Origin of the sequence: Dysosmobacter sp. HCP28S3_G4 (assembly GCF_052065175.1) — a bacterium.
Taxonomy (GTDB): Bacteria; Bacillota; Clostridia; order Oscillospirales; family Oscillospiraceae; genus Oscillibacter.
Genome location: NZ_JBQHUP010000003.1, coordinates 62,286 through 80,962, shown reverse-complemented (window position 1 = coordinate 80,962; position 18,677 = coordinate 62,286). Strand labels below are relative to the sequence as shown.

Annotated in this window: 14 protein-coding genes; 1 reads left to right on the top strand and 13 read right to left on the bottom strand. The window is 60.4% G+C overall.

All coding sequences use genetic code 11. The features are described 5' to 3' along the window. Positions 1-13 precede the first annotated feature (13 nt). From ACTNBU_RS01745 to ACTNBU_RS01720, 6 genes are all read right to left on the bottom strand, one after another. A complete protein-coding gene (locus tag ACTNBU_RS01745; protein ID WP_441030098.1) occupies positions 14-259 on the bottom strand; it encodes a PF20097 family protein in 246 nt (81 codons plus the stop codon). After that, complete coding sequence (gene ylqF / locus ACTNBU_RS01740) at positions 256-1,143, bottom strand: ribosome biogenesis GTPase YlqF (RefSeq protein ID WP_441030096.1); 888 nt, start codon at positions 1,141-1,143, stop codon at positions 256-258. Before ylqF ends, ACTNBU_RS01745 begins: the two co-directional genes overlap by 4 nt. After that, positions 1,140-1,808, bottom strand: a complete 669-nt coding sequence (lepB, locus tag ACTNBU_RS01735) for a signal peptidase I (RefSeq protein WP_441030094.1) — start codon at positions 1,806-1,808, stop codon at positions 1,140-1,142. The genes ylqF and lepB overlap by 4 nt, the downstream gene beginning before the upstream one ends. 398 nt (positions 1,809-2,206) lie before the next feature. Beyond that, the gene (rplS, locus tag ACTNBU_RS01730) at positions 2,207-2,548 is read right to left on the bottom strand and encodes a 50S ribosomal protein L19 (RefSeq protein WP_441030092.1); all 342 of its coding nucleotides are present in this window, start codon (positions 2,546-2,548) and stop codon (positions 2,207-2,209) included. Positions 2,549-2,858: 310 nt separating this feature from the next. Continuing rightward, complete coding sequence (locus ACTNBU_RS01725; RefSeq protein WP_441030090.1) at positions 2,859-3,950, bottom strand: PucR family transcriptional regulator; 1,092 nt, start codon at positions 3,948-3,950, stop codon at positions 2,859-2,861. A 159-nt stretch (positions 3,951-4,109) separates the two neighbouring features. Continuing rightward, positions 4,110-4,829, bottom strand: coding sequence for a pseudouridine synthase (locus tag ACTNBU_RS01720; RefSeq protein WP_441030088.1), 720 nt, complete (start codon positions 4,827-4,829; stop codon positions 4,110-4,112). Between the two features lie 150 nt (positions 4,830-4,979). Between ACTNBU_RS01720 and ACTNBU_RS01715 the strand changes: the two genes are divergently transcribed. Continuing rightward, on the top strand, positions 4,980-5,447 hold the full coding sequence (locus ACTNBU_RS01715; RefSeq protein ID WP_441030086.1) for a DUF4830 domain-containing protein: 468 nt from the start codon (positions 4,980-4,982) through the stop codon (positions 5,445-5,447). Positions 5,448-5,752: 305 nt separating this feature from the next. On the opposite strand, the gene tuf is transcribed toward ACTNBU_RS01715, so the two are convergent. From tuf to rpoB, 7 genes are all read right to left on the bottom strand, one after another. Next, entirely contained in the window at positions 5,753-6,955 is a 1,203-nt protein-coding gene (tuf, locus tag ACTNBU_RS01710) for an elongation factor Tu (protein ID WP_441030084.1), read from the bottom strand. A gap of 102 nt (positions 6,956-7,057) precedes the next feature. Next, positions 7,058-9,178: an elongation factor G gene (gene fusA, locus ACTNBU_RS01705; protein WP_441030082.1), complete on the bottom strand. Its 2,121-nt coding sequence runs from the start codon at positions 9,176-9,178 to the stop codon at positions 7,058-7,060. A 17-nt stretch (positions 9,179-9,195) separates the two neighbouring features. Beyond that, positions 9,196-9,666: a 30S ribosomal protein S7 gene (gene rpsG, locus ACTNBU_RS01700; protein ID WP_441030080.1), complete on the bottom strand. Its 471-nt coding sequence runs from the start codon at positions 9,664-9,666 to the stop codon at positions 9,196-9,198. A gap of 145 nt (positions 9,667-9,811) precedes the next feature. Further along, a complete protein-coding gene (gene rpsL, locus ACTNBU_RS01695; RefSeq protein WP_441030078.1) occupies positions 9,812-10,228 on the bottom strand; it encodes a 30S ribosomal protein S12 in 417 nt (138 codons plus the stop codon). Positions 10,229-10,326: 98 nt separating this feature from the next. Further along, positions 10,327-10,575: a ribosomal L7Ae/L30e/S12e/Gadd45 family protein gene (locus tag ACTNBU_RS01690; protein ID WP_441030076.1), complete on the bottom strand. Its 249-nt coding sequence runs from the start codon at positions 10,573-10,575 to the stop codon at positions 10,327-10,329. Between the two features lie 250 nt (positions 10,576-10,825). Continuing rightward, positions 10,826-14,575 (bottom strand): DNA-directed RNA polymerase subunit beta', encoded by a 3,750-nt coding sequence (gene rpoC / locus ACTNBU_RS01685; protein WP_441030074.1) that lies wholly within the window; start codon positions 14,573-14,575, stop codon positions 10,826-10,828. Between the two features lie 54 nt (positions 14,576-14,629). Next, a complete protein-coding gene (gene rpoB, locus ACTNBU_RS01680) occupies positions 14,630-18,370 on the bottom strand; it encodes a DNA-directed RNA polymerase subunit beta (RefSeq protein WP_441030073.1) in 3,741 nt (1,246 codons plus the stop codon). Positions 18,371-18,677: the final 307 nt, after the last annotated feature.

Sequence of the window (18,677 nt, the reverse complement as noted above, 5' to 3'; positions counted from 1 at the left end):
CCGCCGTCTTCCTTTAATAATCCATGACGATCTTCCGGCAGGACTTGCAGACGTGAGCCGGGATCTCCGTGGTGTTCAGACGGAAGTTGCCGCCGCTGTAAGGGCCGTCCAGCACCAGGCCGCCCCGGTGCTCAATATTTTTGTGGGTGTTGAATATGCGATCCGGCTGCATCCCCTTGGGCATGAAAAACAGGCCGATGCTGTCCGCCGTGGTCACGTTGCCCTCCTCCATGGGATTTCCGCAGAATGGACAATTCATACCGTTTTCTCTCCTTCTCCCGGCAGTTCCAGCGTGAACCGCCCCAGTTTGCCTGCCCGGAACTCGTCCAGCAGGATCTTCGCCATGCGTTCCGTGTCCGTCTCGCCGCCGGAGATGAGAAAGCCCCGCTTTCTCCCCGCCGCCTCCAGCAGACGGTAGCCCCAGGCGATGTCGTTTTCCTCCGGCTGCCGCTCCGGCAGGACCGGCAGCTTATAGGCGCTCTCCAGCGCTGCGGGATACCGATCCCCCAGGTAGGCCATCAGATGGCAGCCCAGGGTCTCCACATCCAGGATGTCGTCCTTCACCGCGCCGGTGTAGGCCAGATTCAATCCCACGCTCTGGTCCTCGAATTTGGGCCACAGGATGCCCGGCGTGTCCAGCAGCTCCAGCCCCCGGTCGATGGGCACCCACTGCTTGGAGCGGGTGACGCCGGGCCGGTCCTCGGTGCGGGCGGTCTTGCGGCCCGCCACCTGATTGATAAAGGTGGATTTGCCCACGTTGGGGATGCCCAGGATCATCACCCGGAGCACTCGGTTCTGTCCCTTTTCCGCGTAGGCCCGCACCTTTTCCGCCAGCAGCTCCCGGACGGCGGCGGCGAACTGCTTCGTCCCCGCGCCGGCCTTGGCGTTGGACTCCAGCACCGCGTAGCCCTTGGCCCGGAACCAGTCCGCCCAGCGGCGGGTGGCGGCGGGATCCGCCTGATCCACCCGGTTCAACACCACCAGCCGGGGCTTTCCCGCCGTCAGTTCATCCACGTCCGGATTCCGGCTGGAGATGGGGATGCGGGCGTCCAGGATCTCGCACACCGCGTCCACGTTTTTCAGCTGCTCCGCAATCATCCGGCGGGTCTTGGTCATATGACCGGGATACCATTGAATATTCATGCCAACGCCCTCTGTGCTCTGGTCAGATCCACGTCCAGCTCATCCGTGCCGTGGATGGGGCCGATGCGGCCGTAGTCCCTCTCCTCTGTCACGCTGTCCGGTCCCGGATACAGCAGGAACACCGCCTTGCCGATGATATACCGGGTATCCACCGTGCCCAGACGGTAATCCCGGCTGTCGTTGGAGCCGTTGCGGTTGTCGCCCATGACAAAGATGGAGCCCTCCGGCACCGTCAGAGGGAATTCCGTTCCCTCCTGCTCGAAGGTCAGCTCCGCGATGTAGGGCTCGTCCAACTCCTCGCCGTCCACGTAGACGACGCCCGCGGTGAAGTCGATGTCCACCGTCTGGCCCTCCGTGGCGATGATCCGCTTGACGATGGGCTCGCTGGTGAAGGTCTGCTTCCGCAGGATCACGATGTCCCCGTACTGATAGTCCCGGTAGAACAGGGAGTTCAGCACCAGCAGCCGGTCCCCGTCCTGCAGCGTGTGCAGCATGGAGTGGCCGGAGACGCCGATGATGCGGATCACGAAGGTGAAGATCAGGACCACCGCCAGCACGGAACAGACCAGGGCCTGCATCCACTCATAGGTGCCCCGGTCCGGAATCTGCTTCTCCTCCCTGCCCGTCTCCGCAGGCTTCTCCTGCTTCTCTGTTTTCTTCCACATACCTTGATCCTCCAAGTGCCGGCGCAGTTCCTCTCCCGTCTCCGCAGCCATAACGGGGATATGGCGCGCCGGCAATCTATAATGACCTGATTTTATAGTATATCAAAAAAAATCCGGCAGAGCAAGGGTTCCCGCCGGAAATCTGATACGAAAACTGATGAAAACGGTTCCAACCGTTTGATAGCACGAAGCGCGTTCAGTTTTTATGATCAGTGAGACTCCAAATCTCTGATTTGGCTCATCGAACTGATGCACAGCAGACGCCGAATGGTGCCTCTGCACAATTCGCGCGTGCGCAGCACGCGGGATTCTTGATGAAACTTTTTCATCAAGAATCAGTAGCAAAAATCGGGCAAAAAGGAAAAAGGAGAGGCCAACGCCTCTCCTTTTCGAGCATTTTACAGCTTTTCCTTGACCTTGGCGCCCTTGCCCACGCGGGAACGCAGGTAGTACAGCTTCGCACGACGGACCTTACCGCCGCGGACCACCTCGATGGTGTCAATGGAGGGAGAATGCACGGGGAAAATCTTCTCCACGCCCACGCCGTAGGAAATGCGGCGGACGGTGATGGTCTCCTCGATGCCGCCGTGCTTCTTGGCGATGACGGTGCCCTCGAAGACCTGGATACGCTCGCGGGAGCCTTCCTTGACCTTCACGTGGACACGGACGGTGTCACCGATCTTGACCTCGGGCATCTCCTTGGCCAGCTGCTCTTTGTTCAGTTCCTTGATGAGATCCATGGATATATCCTCCTAATTAATAGGCGTTCATGACCGTTTTTCAGGCGGGATGGCACACTACAGCCCCCGCACGACAGAGGACCGCCCTTTTTCGCCCTGATAGGATACCATAGAATTCCGCGGAATGCAAGCGTTTTTTCAATTTTTCCCGGTCCCGCCGGTTTTTCTGCCGCGGCGGCGCAGCGCAGGCATTTCCACGGGGCAGTCCGAGGGCGGCGTGTTTGAAAACGCCCTTCTGCGCCCCCCTACTTCTGAAGAAACACGCCTCCGGCTGTGTGCCGGAGGCGTTGGATGTAGTTATGGGAAACGGTCAGGAGTCGATACCCCGTGAGGTCAGATACTTCTTGACCATCAGCGCCACCTTGAAGGTGATGGCGTCGTCGAACTCCCGCAGATCCAGACCTGTCAGCTTCTTGATCTTCTCCAGACGGTACACCAGAGTGTTCCGGTGGACGAACAGCTTCCGGGCGGTCTCAGATACGTTCAGATTGTTCTCGAAGAACTTGTGGATGGTGAACAGGGTCTCCTTGTCCAGGGCGTCGATGGGGTTCTTCTTGAACACCTCCTGGAGGAACATCTCGCAGAGGGTGGTGGGCAGCTGATAGATCAGACGGCCAATGCCCAGATTCTCATAGTTGATGACGTACTTTTCCGTGTCAAAGACCTTGCCCACCTCAATGGCGATATTGGCCTCCTTGTAGCTCTTGGCCAGATCCCGCAGGTGCAGGGCGACGGTGCCGATGCCCACCACCACAGAGCTCTCCGTGCCGTTGCGGAGGGACTCCTCAATGGAGGCGGCGATGCGGTTCAGCTCCTTGACGCCGGTGCCGTCGGCCATTTGGCGGATGAGGACCACGTCTCCCTCGCCCACGGAGAGCACAAAATCATTCTGCCGGTCCGGGAACAGGGACTGGATGGTGTCCGTAGGCACGGACTCTCCCTTTCGCAGAGAGCGGATGACAAAGACTCCCCGGGGCACATCGGCCACCACCCGGAGTTCCTTGGCGCGGATGTAAATATCGCCCAGCATGATATTGTCGGAGATGATGTCCTTGATGAAGGACCCCCGGTCATGCTTCTCCTCGTAATAGGACTTGGCGGCGTTCAGCGCCACCGTGGACATGGAGCAGACGGTCTTGCTGATCTCATTCTCTCCAAAGGCAAAAGCGGCGTAGTCGAACTGATTGCCCCAGCCGTTGAGGGCCTTGAAGGTCTTTCCATCGGAAGTCACCATGGCGCCAGCTGCGTTATTGATGATGCTGACGTGCTCTGCCCAGCGCTGTCCGATCATGGAAAGCTCGCTGCAGGCGATGACGATGCCCTCTCCATCGATCACGCCCACCGTGCGATCCGTGTTCTCCTTGAGTTGCAGGACTACATTTTGAAAAATTCTCCCAGACATAGTCGGCCTCCTCACTCGGAATTCATAAAAATTCTTTGTGCAAATTGTCAATGTCTATATTATATCGGGATTTTTGTCGGATTGCAAGATGTTTTTTCCCTTTTCAACAAAAAAATAGACTGCTTTTTGTCGAACATTTGAAAATCCGGAAAATGCTTTTCACACCTGTCGAAGCAATTCCAACTCCTCCTCTGTCAGGAATCTGTAGTCCCCCGGAGCCAGTTTTATATCCAATGGCAATTTGCCCATCTCCACCCGTTTCAGATAGAGAACGGGCTTTCCGAGAGCGGCCAGCATCCGCTTCACCTGATGGAATTTTCCCTCCCGGAGGGTCACATGGGCCTCGCTGTTCTCTCCTGCCGTCAGGATCTCCAGCTCCGCTGGCATGCAGTGCAGACCGTCTCCCAGGATCATGCCCTCCCGGAACGCCGCCTGGTCCGCCGCCGTCAGCCGTCCGGCGACCCGGACGAAGTACACCTTGTCCACATGGTGCCGGGGAGACAGCAGGTGGTGCGCCAGATCACCGTCGTTGGTCAGAAGCAGCAGACCCTCCGTGTCCTTGTCCAGCCGCCCCACGGGAAAAAGTCCGATGCGCCGCAGCTCCGGCGACAGCAAATCCAGCACCGTCGTGCCCTGCCCGTCCTCCGTGGCGGACAGCACGCCACCGGGCTTGTTCATCATCAGCCATGTGACATCCCGGTAGCCGATATCCTCCCCATCCACGGTCAGTGCCGTGACCGCCGGGTCGTACTTCTCCTCCGGAGATGCGGCGGGCCGTCCGTCCGCCAGCACCCGGCCCTGCCGGACCAGCAGCTTCACCTCCCGGCGGGACCACCGTCCGGTGGACGCTAAGATCTTATCCAGGCGCTGCACAGCCATGGACGCTCTCCCCTCTCCTATTTGAATCGTATCCATCCTATCATAATTCCCGCGGAATTGGAATAAAAACCTTTAGGACATCGTGCAAAACCGCTGCCTGTCTGCCTCCCCGTGCCGGGAACGCTCCATAAGGAAAGGAATGATCCCTCTATGGTCATTTTTACCGCGAAATTCTCCAGAAAAAAGCTCCTGCTGGTCCTGCTGGCCGCTGCGGCAGTCCTTGCGCTGGCCGCCGTCCTGTTCTCCGGCGGCAGAGATGAATCGGAGACGCCCCAGCTCCTCTCCAATGAGGATCGGGTCTCTTATCTGGCGTCCTGGGGCTGGGAGGTAGACAGCGAGCCGCTGGAGACCTTCCAGCTTCTCTTCCCGGACCGTCTGCCAGAGGACTACGCGGAGTACAACGTCCTCCAGAAGTCTCAGGGCATGGACCTGGAGCAGTGTCTGGGCAAACCGGTCACCCGGTATACCTACGCTGTGCGGAACTATCCGGACCGGCCCGACGGCGTCCAGATCAACCTGTACGTATACGAGGAGCATCCCGCCGCAGGAGATCTGGTGGTCTCCGGCGCCGGCGGCTTCCGGGCGGGACTGGCGTTTCCGGAAACGGAGGGCGAATAGACGCAAAAAGGACCGGCTTTGCAGCCGGTCCTCAGGCAGTTGAAAAAGTCCGATGGACTTTTTCAACTGCCTGCATAATGCCTCGCTTTTCTGACCGCGCAGCGGCCCGAAAAGCTGCCGCTGCGCGGCGCAAACGCCTGCTGACGCAGGCTTTTTGCAGGCATTCGATCTCATTCGAGGCGGGCTTCGCCCCCTCGAGCTCCCCCTGCTGTTTCGGAAGTACTTTCCTCTGAAAAAAGGTTTTTCGACAAGCAAAAAGGACCGGCTTTGCAGCCGGTCCTTTTTTATGCAGTTACGATTCGGGATTACTCCTCGATGTCGATAACAACGCCGGAACCAACGGTACGGCCACCCTCACGGATAGCGAAACGCAGGCCCTTCTCGATGGCGATGGGGGTGATCAGCTCGACCTTCATGTCCACGTTATCGCCGGGCATGCACATCTCGGTGCCCTCGGGCAGAGTGATGACGCCGGTAACGTCGGTGGTACGGAAGTAGAACTGGGGACGATAGTTGTTGAAGAAGGGGGTGTGACGGCCGCCCTCGTCCTTGGTCAGAACGTAGACCTGGCCAACGAACTTGGTGTGGGGATGAATGGAGCCGGGCTTAGCCAGAACCTGGCCGCGCTCAACACCGGTACGGTCGATACCACGCAGCAGAACGCCGATGTTGTCGCCGGCCTCAGCGTAGTCCAGCAGCTTGTGGAACATCTCGATGCCGGTGACGACGGTCTTCTTCTTCTCGTCGGACAGACCAACGATCTCGACTTCCTCGGACATCTTCAGGATACCACGCTCCACACGGCCGGTAGCAACGGTACCACGGCCGGAGATGGTGAACACGTCCTCGACGGGCATCAGGAAGGGCTGATCCTCCTTACGGTCGGGAGTGGGGATATAATCGTCAACAGCGTCCATCAGCTCCTTGATGCAGGCATACTCGGGAGCGTTGGGATCGGTGGAGTCGGACACCAGAGCGTTCAGAGCGGAACCACGGATGATGGGGATGTCGTCGCCGGGGAACTCGTACTTGCTCAGCAGCTCACGGACCTCCATCTCGACCAGCTCGATCAGCTCCTCGTCGTCGACCTGATCGCACTTGTTCAGGAACACAACAATGGCGGGCACGCCGACCTGACGGGCCAGCAGGATGTGCTCGCGGGTCTGAGCCATGGGGCCGTCGGAAGCAGCGATGACCAGGATGGCGCCATCCATCTGGGCAGCACCGGTGATCATGTTCTTGATATAGTCGGCGTGGCCCGGGCAGTCAACGTGAGCATAGTGACGCTTCTCGGTCTCATACTCAACGTGAGCGGTGTTGATGGTGATGCCGCGCTCCTTCTCCTCGGGAGCCTTATCGATGCTGTCATAAGCCTCGAACTGAGCCTTGCCCTGCAAGGACAGCCACTTGGTGATAGCGGCGGTCAGAGTGGTCTTGCCATGGTCGACGTGACCGATGGTGCCGATGTTAACATGGGGCTTGGTTCTTTCAAATTTCTGCTTCGCCATTTGAAAATCCTCCTATCAATTTCAATGGATTCGATTTGTGCAGCGCATATCATTCAGCACTGCTTATTTTACCGTAAATGAAACGGAAAATCAATACCCGAATTAGTCCTGGGGCTTGGAGCGCTCAGCCACGATCTTCTCCCGGATGTTCTTGGGCAGCTCAGAGTAGCTGTGGGGCTCCATGGTGTACTGACCACGGCCCTGAGTGCTGGAACGCAGGTCGGTGGCGTAGCCAAACATGTTGGCCAGAGGCACCAGTGCGTCCACCTGCTGTGCACCGGGACGGGCCTCCTGGCCCAGGATCTGACCGCGGCGTGCGGTCAGGTCGCCGATGACGGTGCCCAGATAATCATCGGGAGCGATAACGCTGACCTTCATGATGGGCTCCAGCAGGACGGGATCCGCCTTCCGCATGGCCTCCTTGAAGGCCATGGAGCCGGCGATCTTGAACGCCATTTCAGAGGAGTCGACCTCGTGATAAGAGCCGTCGTACAGGGTGACCTTCACGTCCACCACGGGGAAGCCGGCCACAACACCGGCCTGCAGGGCGCCGCGGATACCGGCGTCGACAGCGGGGATGAATTCCTTGGGAATCGCACCGCCCACAACGGCGTTGACAAACTCGTAACCCTTGCCGGATTCGTTGGGCTCCACCTTGATCTTGACGTGGCCGTACTGACCGGAGCCGCCGCTCTGGCGCTTGTACTTGGTCTCCTGATCCACAGCCTTCTTGATGGTCTCCTTGTAGGCGACCTGAGGGGCGCCCACATTGGCCTCCACCTTGAATTCGCGGAGCAGACGGTCGACGATGATCTCCAGATGCAGCTCGCCCATGCCAGCGATGATGGTCTGACCAGTCTCCTCGTCGGTGTAGGTCTTGAAAGTGGGATCCTCCTCGGCCAGCTTCACCAGCGCCAGACCCATCTTCTCCTGACCAGCCTTGGTCTTGGGCTCGATGGCGACACGGATAACGGGCTCGGGGAAGTCCATGGACTCCAGAATGATTGGGTGCTTCTCATCGCACAGGGTGTCGCCAGTGGTGGTGTTCTTCAGACCCACGGCGGCCTCGATATCGCCGGAGTAGACCTCCTCGATATCCTCCCGGTGGTTGGCGTGCATCTGCAGGATACGGCCAATGCGCTCCTTGATGTTCTTGGTGCTGTTCAGCACGGTGGAACCGGTGGTCAGATGGCCGGAGTACACGCGGAAGAAGCTCAGACGGCCCACATAGGGGTCGGTCATGATCTTAAATGCCAGGGCAGAGAAGGGAGCATTATCGTCGGAGGGACGATCCTCCTCCTCGTCGGTCTTGGGGTTGACGCCCTTGATGGCCGGCACGTCCAGGGGAGACGGCATATAGTCCACAATGGCGTCCAGCATCTTCTGCACGCCCTTGTTGCGGTAGGAAGTACCGCAGACAACGGGGACCATCTCGTTGGCGATGGTGGCCTTACGGATGGCAGCGCGGATCTTCTCCTGAGGAACATCCTCACCGCCCAGATAGGCCTCCATGATCTCGTCGTCGAACATGGAGACGGCGTCCATGAGCTTCTCATGGTACTCGTTGGCCAGGTCCACCATGTCCTCGGGGATGGGCTCCACGCGCATATCCTTGCCCATCTCGTCATAATAGACATCAGCGTCCATTTCGATCAGGTCGATGATACCCTTGAAGGTATCCTCGCTGCCGATGGGCAGCTGGATGGGCACGGCGTTGCACTTTAGACGCTCGTCGATCATGTGCAGCACGTTATAGAAGTCGGCGCCCATGATGTCCATCTTGTTGACGTAGATCATGCGGGGCACCTTGTAGTTATCAGCCTGGCGCCACACAGTCTCAGACTGGGGCTCCACGCCGCCCTTGGCGCACAGCACGGTCACAGAGCCGTCCAGTACGCGCAGGGAACGCTGGACCTCAACGGTGAAGTCCACGTGGCCCGGAGTATCAATGATGTTGATGCGGGTCTTGGGGAACTTGCGTCCCTTGCCGCCAACATTGGAGCCCTCCCAGTAGCAGGTGGTGGCGGCGGAGGTGATGGTGATGCCGCGCTCCTGCTCCTGAGCCATCCAGTCCATGGTGGCAGTGCCGTCATGGGTCTCGCCGATCTTGTAGTTCACGCCGGTGTAGTACAGGATACGCTCCGTCGTGGTGGTCTTGCCGGCGTCGATGTGGGCCATGATACCGATATTGCGGGTGTTTTCCAGAGGTGTTTTTCTCGGCATACTCTGTTTCTCCTAACTTACCAGCGGAAGTGCGCGAATGCCTTGTTGGCCTCGGCAGCCTTGTGGACTTCCTCGCGCTTCTTCACGGCGGCGCCGGTGTTGTTAGCGGCGTCCATGATCTCGCCGGCCAGCTTCTCAGCCATGGTCCGCTCGCTGCGGGCACGGGAGTAAGCCGTCAGCCACCGCAGAGCCAGAGTCTGACGGCGAGCGGGGCGAACTTCCATGGGGACCTGGTAGTTGGCACCGCCGACACGGCGGGCCTTGACCTCCAGGCTGGGCATGATGTTTTCCATAGCCTGGGTGAACACTTCAATGGGGTCCTTGCCGGTCTTCTCCTTGATCTGGTCGAAAGCCGCGTAGACCACCTTCTGCGCCACACCCTTCTTGCCATCCAGCATGACGCTGTTGGTCAGCTTCGTCACCAGGACGGAGCCGTAGATCGGATCGGGCAGAACCTCTCTCTTGGGAACATTACCTCTTCTGGGCACTATGCTTCCCTCCTTCATAATATTCTATGATCTCATAGGTACTCAAAAGGCATATTTCAGCCTTCCGTGAATGCCTGCCAAAGAGGTCTGTATCATACATTTATATATAAACCTATTCGGCAAAGCTTTCAGAATTTTGCAGAACTTACTTCTGCTTGGGACGCTTGGCACCGTACTTGGAACGGGCCTGCATACGGCCGGAAACGCCCTGGGCATCCAGCTTACCACGGATGATGTGATAACGAACGCCGGGGAGGTCCTTGACACGGCCGCCGCGGATCATGACCACGGAGTGCTCCTGCAGGGAGTGGCCCACGCCGGGAATATAGGCGGTGACCTCATAGCCGTTGGTCAGCTTCACACGGGCGATCTTACGAAGCGCGGAGTTGGGCTTCTTGGGAGTGGCCGTTCTCACTGCGGTGCAGACGCCTCTCTTCTGGGGAGAAGGCAGATCGGTGGTCTTGTTCTTCAGGGAGTTCAGACCGCTCTGCAGTGCGGGAGAAGTGGACTTGTAGGTTGCCTGCTGGCGTCCCTTCCGGACCAGTTGGTTAAAAGTAGGCATATGGTTCTCCTTTCTTTGAAAATCTTGGGAGATCGTCTGAGACGTTTCCCTCTATTTTTTGCGGAAAACCTCGCGGTTATTCCGAAAAAACCAAATTCTTACTGCTCATTCAGCAGTACCGCCACAGCGGCGCCCACCGTGATACGGCAGGCCTTTCCGATCTGGGCCATGGTGTGTTCGCTCTCCATGGGGATGCCCCGCGCAGCGCAGTCTTCCTCAATAGGGCCGGTGACAGCAGGGTCGGCATCCGCCGCCAGAAAGACCTTGGCGGCCCGTCCCTCCCGGATGGCCTTGCGGGACTGCTTCACGCCCACGACTCTGTTGGATGAAGCCAATTCCGATACCACGGGAGTCCCTCCTGAAACGCATAGCAAAATTCGCGGGAACAGACCCACGCAGTTGTAGATTATAGCATGAGGGTCCCCCGCCGTCAAGCATTTTTCCCAGGTTTTTTCAAAACTTAACCCGTTTTTCTCTGATTTTTTCGGCGAAAAGAGTCAAAATGGACGTTTCCCATCCCCGCAGGCCGTTTGTCCTCCGAAAGAAGACACAAGGCCGCCCGTCCGGGCGGCCTTGCCTGTTCGTCACGTATCTCTCTCAGTCGTCAAAGCTGGGGATGATGTCCTCGTCAGCCGTCTGCTCCTGCTCGGGGACCAGCTCCTCCGCGAACTCCTTGTAGGCGGTGAGGCCGGTGCCGGCGGGGATCAGCTTGCCGATGATGACGTTCTCCTTCAGGCCCACCAGATGGTCCACCTTGCCCTTGATGGCGGCCTCGGTCAGGACCTTGGTGGTCTCCTGGAAGGAGGCGGCGGACAGGAAGGAGTCGGTGGCCAGAGAGGCCTTGGTGATACCCATCAGCAGACGGGTGCCCTTGGCTTCCCGCAGAGGCTCGCCGTTCTCCTGCCGCTCTCCGGCATCGTTGCGGCGGCGGATCTCCTCGTTGGCGTCCTCCAGCTCCAGAACATCCACCATGGAGCCGTCCAGCAGGTTGGTGTCGCCGGCGTCCTCCAGGCGGGCCTTGCGCATCATCTGGCGGACGATGATCTCGATGTGCTTATCGTTGATGTCCACGCCCTGCTGACGGTACACACGCAGGACTTCCTGGATTAGGTAGTTGTACACCGCGTCCTCGCCGCGGATGCGCAGGACATCGTGGGGGTTCAGCGCGCCGTAGGTCAGGACGGCGCCCTTCTCCACCACGTCACCCTCCTTCACCAGCAGGCCGGTGTGGGGCACGGCGTAGATGCGGGTGTCGCCGTCGTCGGCGGTGATGATGGCGTTCAGCAGGCTCTTGCTGGTCTCCTCAAAGTGGACCTTTCCGCCGATCTCCGCCATCTGGGCCATACGCTTGGGCTTCCGGGCCTCGAACAGCTCCTCGACTCGGGGAAGACCCTGGGTGATGTCGCCGCCGGCCAGACCGCCGGTGTGGAACGTACGCATGGTCAGCTGGGTGCCGGGCTCGCCGATGGACTGGGCGGCGATGATGCCGACCGCCTCGCCGGGACCCACGGGCTGGCGGGTGGCCAGGTTCATGCCGTAGCACTTGGCGCAGACGCCGCTGTGAGCCTTGCAGGTCAGGACGGTGCGGATCTCCAGGCTGGTGATGCCGGCGTCCTCGATCTTCTTGACCTCGGCCTCGCCGATCATCTGGCTGCTGGACACCAGCAGCTCTCCGGTGGCGGGATCCACCACGTCATGGACGGGATAGCGGCCGAAAATGCGGTCAGAGAACTTCTCGATGACCTGGCCGTTCTCGCTGATCTCGGAGACCTTGATGCCGTGTGTGACGCCGCAGTCCTGCTCCCGGATGATAACGTCCTGGGAGACGTCCACCATTCGGCGGGTCAGATAACCGGAGTCGGCGGTACGCAGAGCGGTATCGGCCAGGCCCTTACGGGCGCCGCGGCTGGAGATGAAGTATTCCAGAGCGGTCAGGCCCTCGCGGTAGTTGGCCTTGATGGGGATCTCGATGGTCTTGCCGGCGGTGTTGGCGATCAGGCCGCGCATACCGGCCAGCTGACGGATCTGCTTCATGGAGCCTCGGGCGCCGGAGTCCGCCATCATGAAGATGGGGTTGTAGCGGTCCAGGTTCTTCTGCAGGGCGTTGGAGACGTCGTCCGTGGTCTTCTCCCACTCCTGGACCACCTGCTTGTAGCGCTCCTGATCGGTCATGAAGCCCATCTTGTAGTGGTTCTCGATCTCCAGAACCCGCTCCTCGGTCTTGTGGACCAGCTCGTACTTCTGGGGAGGAACCGTCATGTCCGCGATGGACACGGTGATGGCGGCCAGGGTGGAGTGCTTGTAGCCGGTGGCCTTGATGGCGTCCAGCACTTCGGCGGCCTCGGTGAAGCCATGGTGGCGGATGGTCTTGTCGACGATCTTGCCCAGCTCCTTCTTGCCGCAGGTGAAGGTGATCTCGTAGTCAAAGGCGTGGGCGGGATCGCTGCGGTCCACAAAGCCCAGGTCCTGGAGAATGTTGGCGTTGAAGATGATACGGCCCGGCGTGGTCTCCACCACGCGGGTGGGCTCGTTGGGCGTACGGGGCACGCGGCGGCCGTCCTCGCCCACCCGGGTCACCCGGACGCCGATGGGGCAGTGGGGGCCGATGACGTGGTCGGAGTAGGCCATCATGGCCTCCTCCTCGCTGGCGTAGTAGTGGAGGGGCTTGTAGGTGGGCAGCTTCTTGCCCTCCGCCTTGGCCCGGTCCCGGGCGGCCACGAAGTCGTCGCCGTCCACGATGGACTGGGCGGGCAGGTCGGTGTCGCCGGGGTCCTCGCACCAGATGGTCTCGGCGCCCTTCTCCGCCTTGCCCATGCGCTCCATGGTCAGGTAGTAGGAGCCCAGCACCATGTCCTGGGTGGGGACGGTGACGGGGCCGCCGTCCTGGGGACGCAGCAGGTTGTTGGCGGACAGCATCAGGATGCGGGCCTCCGCCTGGGCCTCAGCGGACAGAGGCACGTGAATGGCCATCTGGTCGCCGTCGAAGTCGGCGTTGAAGGCGGTGCAGTTCAGAGGGTGCAGCTTCAGGGCGCGGCCGTCCACCAGCACCGGCTCGAAGGCCTGGATGCCCAGACGGTGCAGCGTGGGGGCGCGGTTCAGCATAACGGGGTGGTCCTTGATGATGACGTCCAGGGCGTCCCACACGGCGGTGTCGCCCTTATCCACCATCTTCTTGGCGGACTTGATGTTGTTGGCGGTGCCGTCCTCCACCAGCTTCTTCATGATGAAGGGACGGAACAGTTCCACGGCCATCTCCTTGGGCACGCCGCACTGATAGATCTTCAGCTCGGGGCCGACTACGATAACGCTTCGGCCGGAGTAGTCGACACGCTTGCCCAGCAGGTTCTGACGGAACCGGCCCTGCTTGCCCTTCAGCAGATCGCTGAGGGACTTCAGCGCACGGTTGTTGGCGCCGGTGACGGCGCGGCCACGGCGGCCGTTGTCGATCAGGGCGTCCACGGCCTCCTGGAGCATCCGCTTCTCGTTCCGGACGATGATGTCCGGGGCGTTCAGCTGGATCAGGCGCTTCAGACGGTTGTTGCGGTTGATGACCCGGCGGTACAGGTCGTTCAGGTCAGAGGTGGCGAACCGGCCGCCGTCCAGCTGGACCATGGGCCTCAGCTCGGGGGGGATGACGGGCAGCACGTCGATGACCATCCACTCCGGCTTGTTGCCGGAGATGCGGAAGGCGTCCACCACTTCCAGACGCTTGACGATGCGGGCCTTCTTCTGGCCGGAGGCGTCCTTCAGCTCCTTGTGGAGCTGTGCGGACAGGGCCTCCAGATCCACGTCCTGGAGCAGCTTCTTCACGGCCTCGGCGCCCATGCCGGCCTGGAAGTCGTCCTCGTATTTCTCGCGGTAGTCCCGGTATTCCTTCTCGGACAGGATCTGGTTCTTGGACAGGGGCGTCTCACCGGGATCGGTGACGATATAGCTGGCGAAGTACAGGACCTTCTCCAGGATCCGGGGGCTGATGTCCAGCAGCAGGCCCATCCGGGAGGGAATGCCCTTGAAATACCAGATGTGGGACACGGGGGTGGCCAGCTCGATGTGGCCCATGCGCTCGCGGCGCACCTTGGCGCGGGTGACTTCCACACCGCAGCGGTCGCAGATCTTGCCCTTGTAGCGGATCTTCTTGTACTTGCCGCAGTGGCACTCCCAGTCCTTGGTGGGTCCAAAGATGCGCTCGCAGAACAGGCCGTCCTTCTCCGGCTTCAGAGTCCGGTAGTTGATGGTCTCCGGCTTCTTGACCTCGCCGTAGGACCACTCGCGGATCTGCTCCGGAGATGCCATGCCGATCTTGATGGAGTCAAACGCGATGTTGTTGCCGGTATTGTTATCAGTCATTTGGCTGTATCCTCCTTACATGATTCAGAATGTGTCTTTGTCGGCGATTCCAAATCACTCGTCGTCAAAATCCGCGCCGTCGTCGCCCTCGTCGCCCAGGTCGTCCATGCCCACTTCACTGCCGGCATCGTCGGGAGCGTCCTCGATATCGAAGCCGGACTCCTGGAATTCGTTGTCCTCCGCGAAGGCGCGGTGACGGTCGTCCGCGTCCATCCGGGCCAGGTTGAAGGTATCCATGGCGTCCTCGTCTTCCTTCAGCTCGATGGGGTTGCCCTCCACATCCAGCACCTGGATGTCCAGGCACAGGGACTGCAGCTCCTTCACCAGCACCTTGAAGGACTCGGGCACGCCGGGCTGAGGCACGTTGTGGCCCTTGACGATGGACTCGTAGGTCCGGACACGGCCCGTCACATCGTCGGATTTGACGGTCAGGATCTCCTGCAGGGTATAGGCGGCACCGTAAGCCTCCAGGGCCCAGACTTCCATCTCGCCGAAGCGCTGGCCGCCGAACTGGGCCTTGCCGCCCAGCGGCTGCTGGGTGACCAGGGAGTAGGGGCCGGTGGAACGGGCATGGATCTTATCATCCACCAGATGATGCAGCTTCAGGAAGTAGACGTAGCCAACCGTGACCTTGTTATCGAAGGGCTCACCGGTGCGGCCGTCGTACAGCACGCTCTTGCCCTCGGGATCCAGACCAGCCAGACGCAGGGCGTCCTGAATGTCCTCGTAGGTGGCGCCGTCGAAGATGGGGGTGGCCACCTTCCAGCCCAGCTTCTGGGCGGCATAGCCCAGGTGGACCTCCAGCACCTGACCGATGTTCATACGGGAGGGCACGCCCAGGGGGTTCAGCACGATGTCCAGCGGCGTACCGTCGGGCAGGAAGGGCATATCCTCCTGGGGCAGGATGCGGGACACGACGCCCTTGTTGCCGTGACGGCCTGCCATCTTGTCGCCGGGCTGGATCTTCCGGCGCTGGGCGATATACACCCGGACAACCTGGTTGACGCCCGGGCCCAGCTCGTCGCCGCCCTCGCGGGTGAAGACCTTGGCGTCCACCACGATACCGGCCTCGCCGTGGGGCACCTTCAGAGAGGTGTCGCGGACCTCGCGGGCCTTCTCACCGAAGATGGCGCGCAACAGGCGCTCCTCGGCGGTGAGATCGGTCTCGCCCTTGGGCGTGACCTTACCCACCAGGATATCACCGGAGCGGACCTCCGCGCCGATGCGGATGATGCCGTTCTCGTCCAGATCCTTCAGGGCGTCCTCGCCCACGTTGGGGATGTCACGGGTGATCTCCTCGGGGCCCAGCTTGGTGTCACGGGAGTCGATCTCGAACTCCTCGATGTGGACGGAGGTGTAGTAGTCCTCCCGGACCAGGCGCTCGTTCAGCAGAACGGCGTCCTCGTAGTTGTAGCCCTCCCAGGTCATGAAGCCAACCAGGATGTTCCGGCCCAGGGCGATCTCGCCCTGATCGGTGGCGGGGCCGTCGGCCAGGACCGTGGGATCCTCCACCTCGCCGGCGGCGTTGACGCGCTTGCCGTGGACCCGCTCGCCCACGGACACGATGGGCCGCTGGTTGATGCAGGTGCCGTGATTGGAGCGCAGGAACTTGGTCAGCTTGTAGTCCTTGGTATGGCCGTCGTCGTACTTGACGGTGACGTGACGGGCGTCCACAGAGGTGACTTCACCGTCGCCCTCCGCCAGCACCACCACTTCGGAGTCGATGCAGATCTTGTGCTCCATGCCGGTGCCCACGATGGGGGCCTCGGGCCGCAGCAGAGGCACGGCCTGACGCTGCATGTTGGCGCCCATCAGGGCGCGGTTGGCGTCGTCGTTGGGCAGGAAAGGGATCATGGCGGTGGCGATGGACACCATCATGCGGGGGCTGACGTCGATATAGTCCACCAGCTCCTTATCCACCTCCACGATCTCGTCGCGGTGGCGGGCAATGATACGCTGGTTGATCAGGCACCCGTTCTCGTCCACAGGCTCGGCGGCCTGGCCGACGATATAGTTGTCCTCCTCGTCGGCGGTCATATAGGTGATGTCGTTGGCCACACGGAAGGTCTCCTTATCCACCTTGCGGTAGGGAGCCTCGATGAAGCCGTACTCGTTGACACGGGCATAGGTGGCCAGATAGGAGATCAGGCCGATGTTGGGACCTTCGGGGGTCTCGATGGGGCACATGCGGCCGTAGTGGCTGTAGTGGACGTCACGGACCTCCATGTTGGCGCGCTCACGGCTCAGACCGCCGGGGCCCAGTGCGGACAGACGCCGCTTGTGGGTCAGCTCCGCCAGGGGGTTGGTCTGGTCCATGAACTGGCTCAGGGGGCTGGAGCCGAAGAACTCCTTGATGGCGGCGGTGACGGGCCGGATGTTGATAAGGCTCTGGGGCGTGACCACATCCAGGTCCTGGATGGTCATGCGCTCCCGGATGACGCGCTCCATGCGGGAGAAGCCGATGCGGAACTGGTTTTGCAGCAGCTCGCCCACGCAGCGCAGGCGGCGGTTGCCCAGGTGATCGATGTCGTCCTTGTTGGAGATGCCCCGGGCCAGACCGTTCATATAGTTGATGGAGCAGAGGATATCGTCCACGACGATGTGCTTAGGCACCAGCTCATCCTTGTGCAGGCGGATCTGATCCTTCAGGTCCTCCCCACTGTACTGGTTCAGCAGCTCCTGCAGCACCTCGAAGCGGACCCGCTCCTTGATGCCGCACTCCTTCAGGGGGTCGAAGTCCACATAGTGCTTCAGGTCGCACATTTTGTTGGACATGACCTTCAGGGACTCGCCCTCCACGTCAACGAGGACCTCGCCCACGCCCACGGCGTCCAGCAGCTTGGCATCCTCGTTAGAGAGCAGATGGCCCTCGTCGAACAGGATCTCGCCGGTGGCAGGATCCGCCACGGGCTGCAGCAGCTTGTAGCCGGCGATCCGGGCCCACAGGGACAGCTTCTTGTTGAACTTGTACCGGCCCACGGTGGACAGGTCATACCGGCGGGGATCGAAGAACAGGTTGTTCATCAGGGTCTCGCAGGCCTCCACTGTGGGGGGCTCGCCGGGACGCAGCTTCCGGTAGATCTCCAGCATGGCGTCCTCGTAGGACTTGCAGGGATCCTTCTCCAGGGTGGTCATGATGCGGGGATCGTCGCCGAACAGCTCCTTGATCTCCGCGTCGGTCTTGATGCCAAGGGCCCGGATCAGGCAGGTGATGGGCAGCTTCCGGTTCTTGTCGATACGGACCCAGAACATCTCATTGGCATCCGTCTCATACTCCAGCCAGGCGCCCCGGTAGGGAATGACCGTGGAGGAGAGGATGGGCAGATCGGTCTTCAGGTCCAGTTCCTTGCCGAAGTAGACGCCGGGGCTGCGGACGATCTGGGAGACCACCACGCGCTCGGCGCCGTTGATGACAAACGTGCCGGAGTGGGTCATCAGCGGGAAATCGCCCATGAAGATCTCCTGCTCCTTGATCTCCTTGATGGCGCCGTCCTGCTTGGTGTACAGCCGCACCTTCACCTTCAGGGGGGCGGCATACGTGGCGTCCCGGGCCTTGCACTCCTCCACGTCGTACTTGGGAGGCTCATCCATCTTGTAGTCGATGAAGCTCAGCTCCAGGTTGCCCTGGTAGTCGTTGATGGTCCCCACGTCCGCGAAGACCTCACGCAGGCCCGTATCCCAGAACCACTGATAGGACTTCTTCTGGATCTCCAGAAGGTTGGGCATGGGGACGACTTCCTCATGCCGGGCAAAGCACTTGCGGAGAGTGTTTCCGTAATACTTGTCTTTTGCCATCTGTTTTTTCACGCAGCCTTTCTTTTGCCCTTCCGGAGAGACCGACCTCCCTCCGGCAGGCAGAGTATTTTCATCCAACGCGCTCCGGCGCCGCCTGCATTTTTTGACACACGCGGCTTTGTTGTTACATTCCATTCGCTCTGGTATTGCTTTTTCTCGTCAGATGTGCTATCTTGAATGTAGTAAAAAGGATGGATAACTATCATCCCGTCATTAAAAGCGATTAATTATACCATGTTTCAATTGTTCTGTCAATAGATATTGGTGTGCTTTCTGAATAAGCGCACATAAAAAGGGCCGTCCCGTC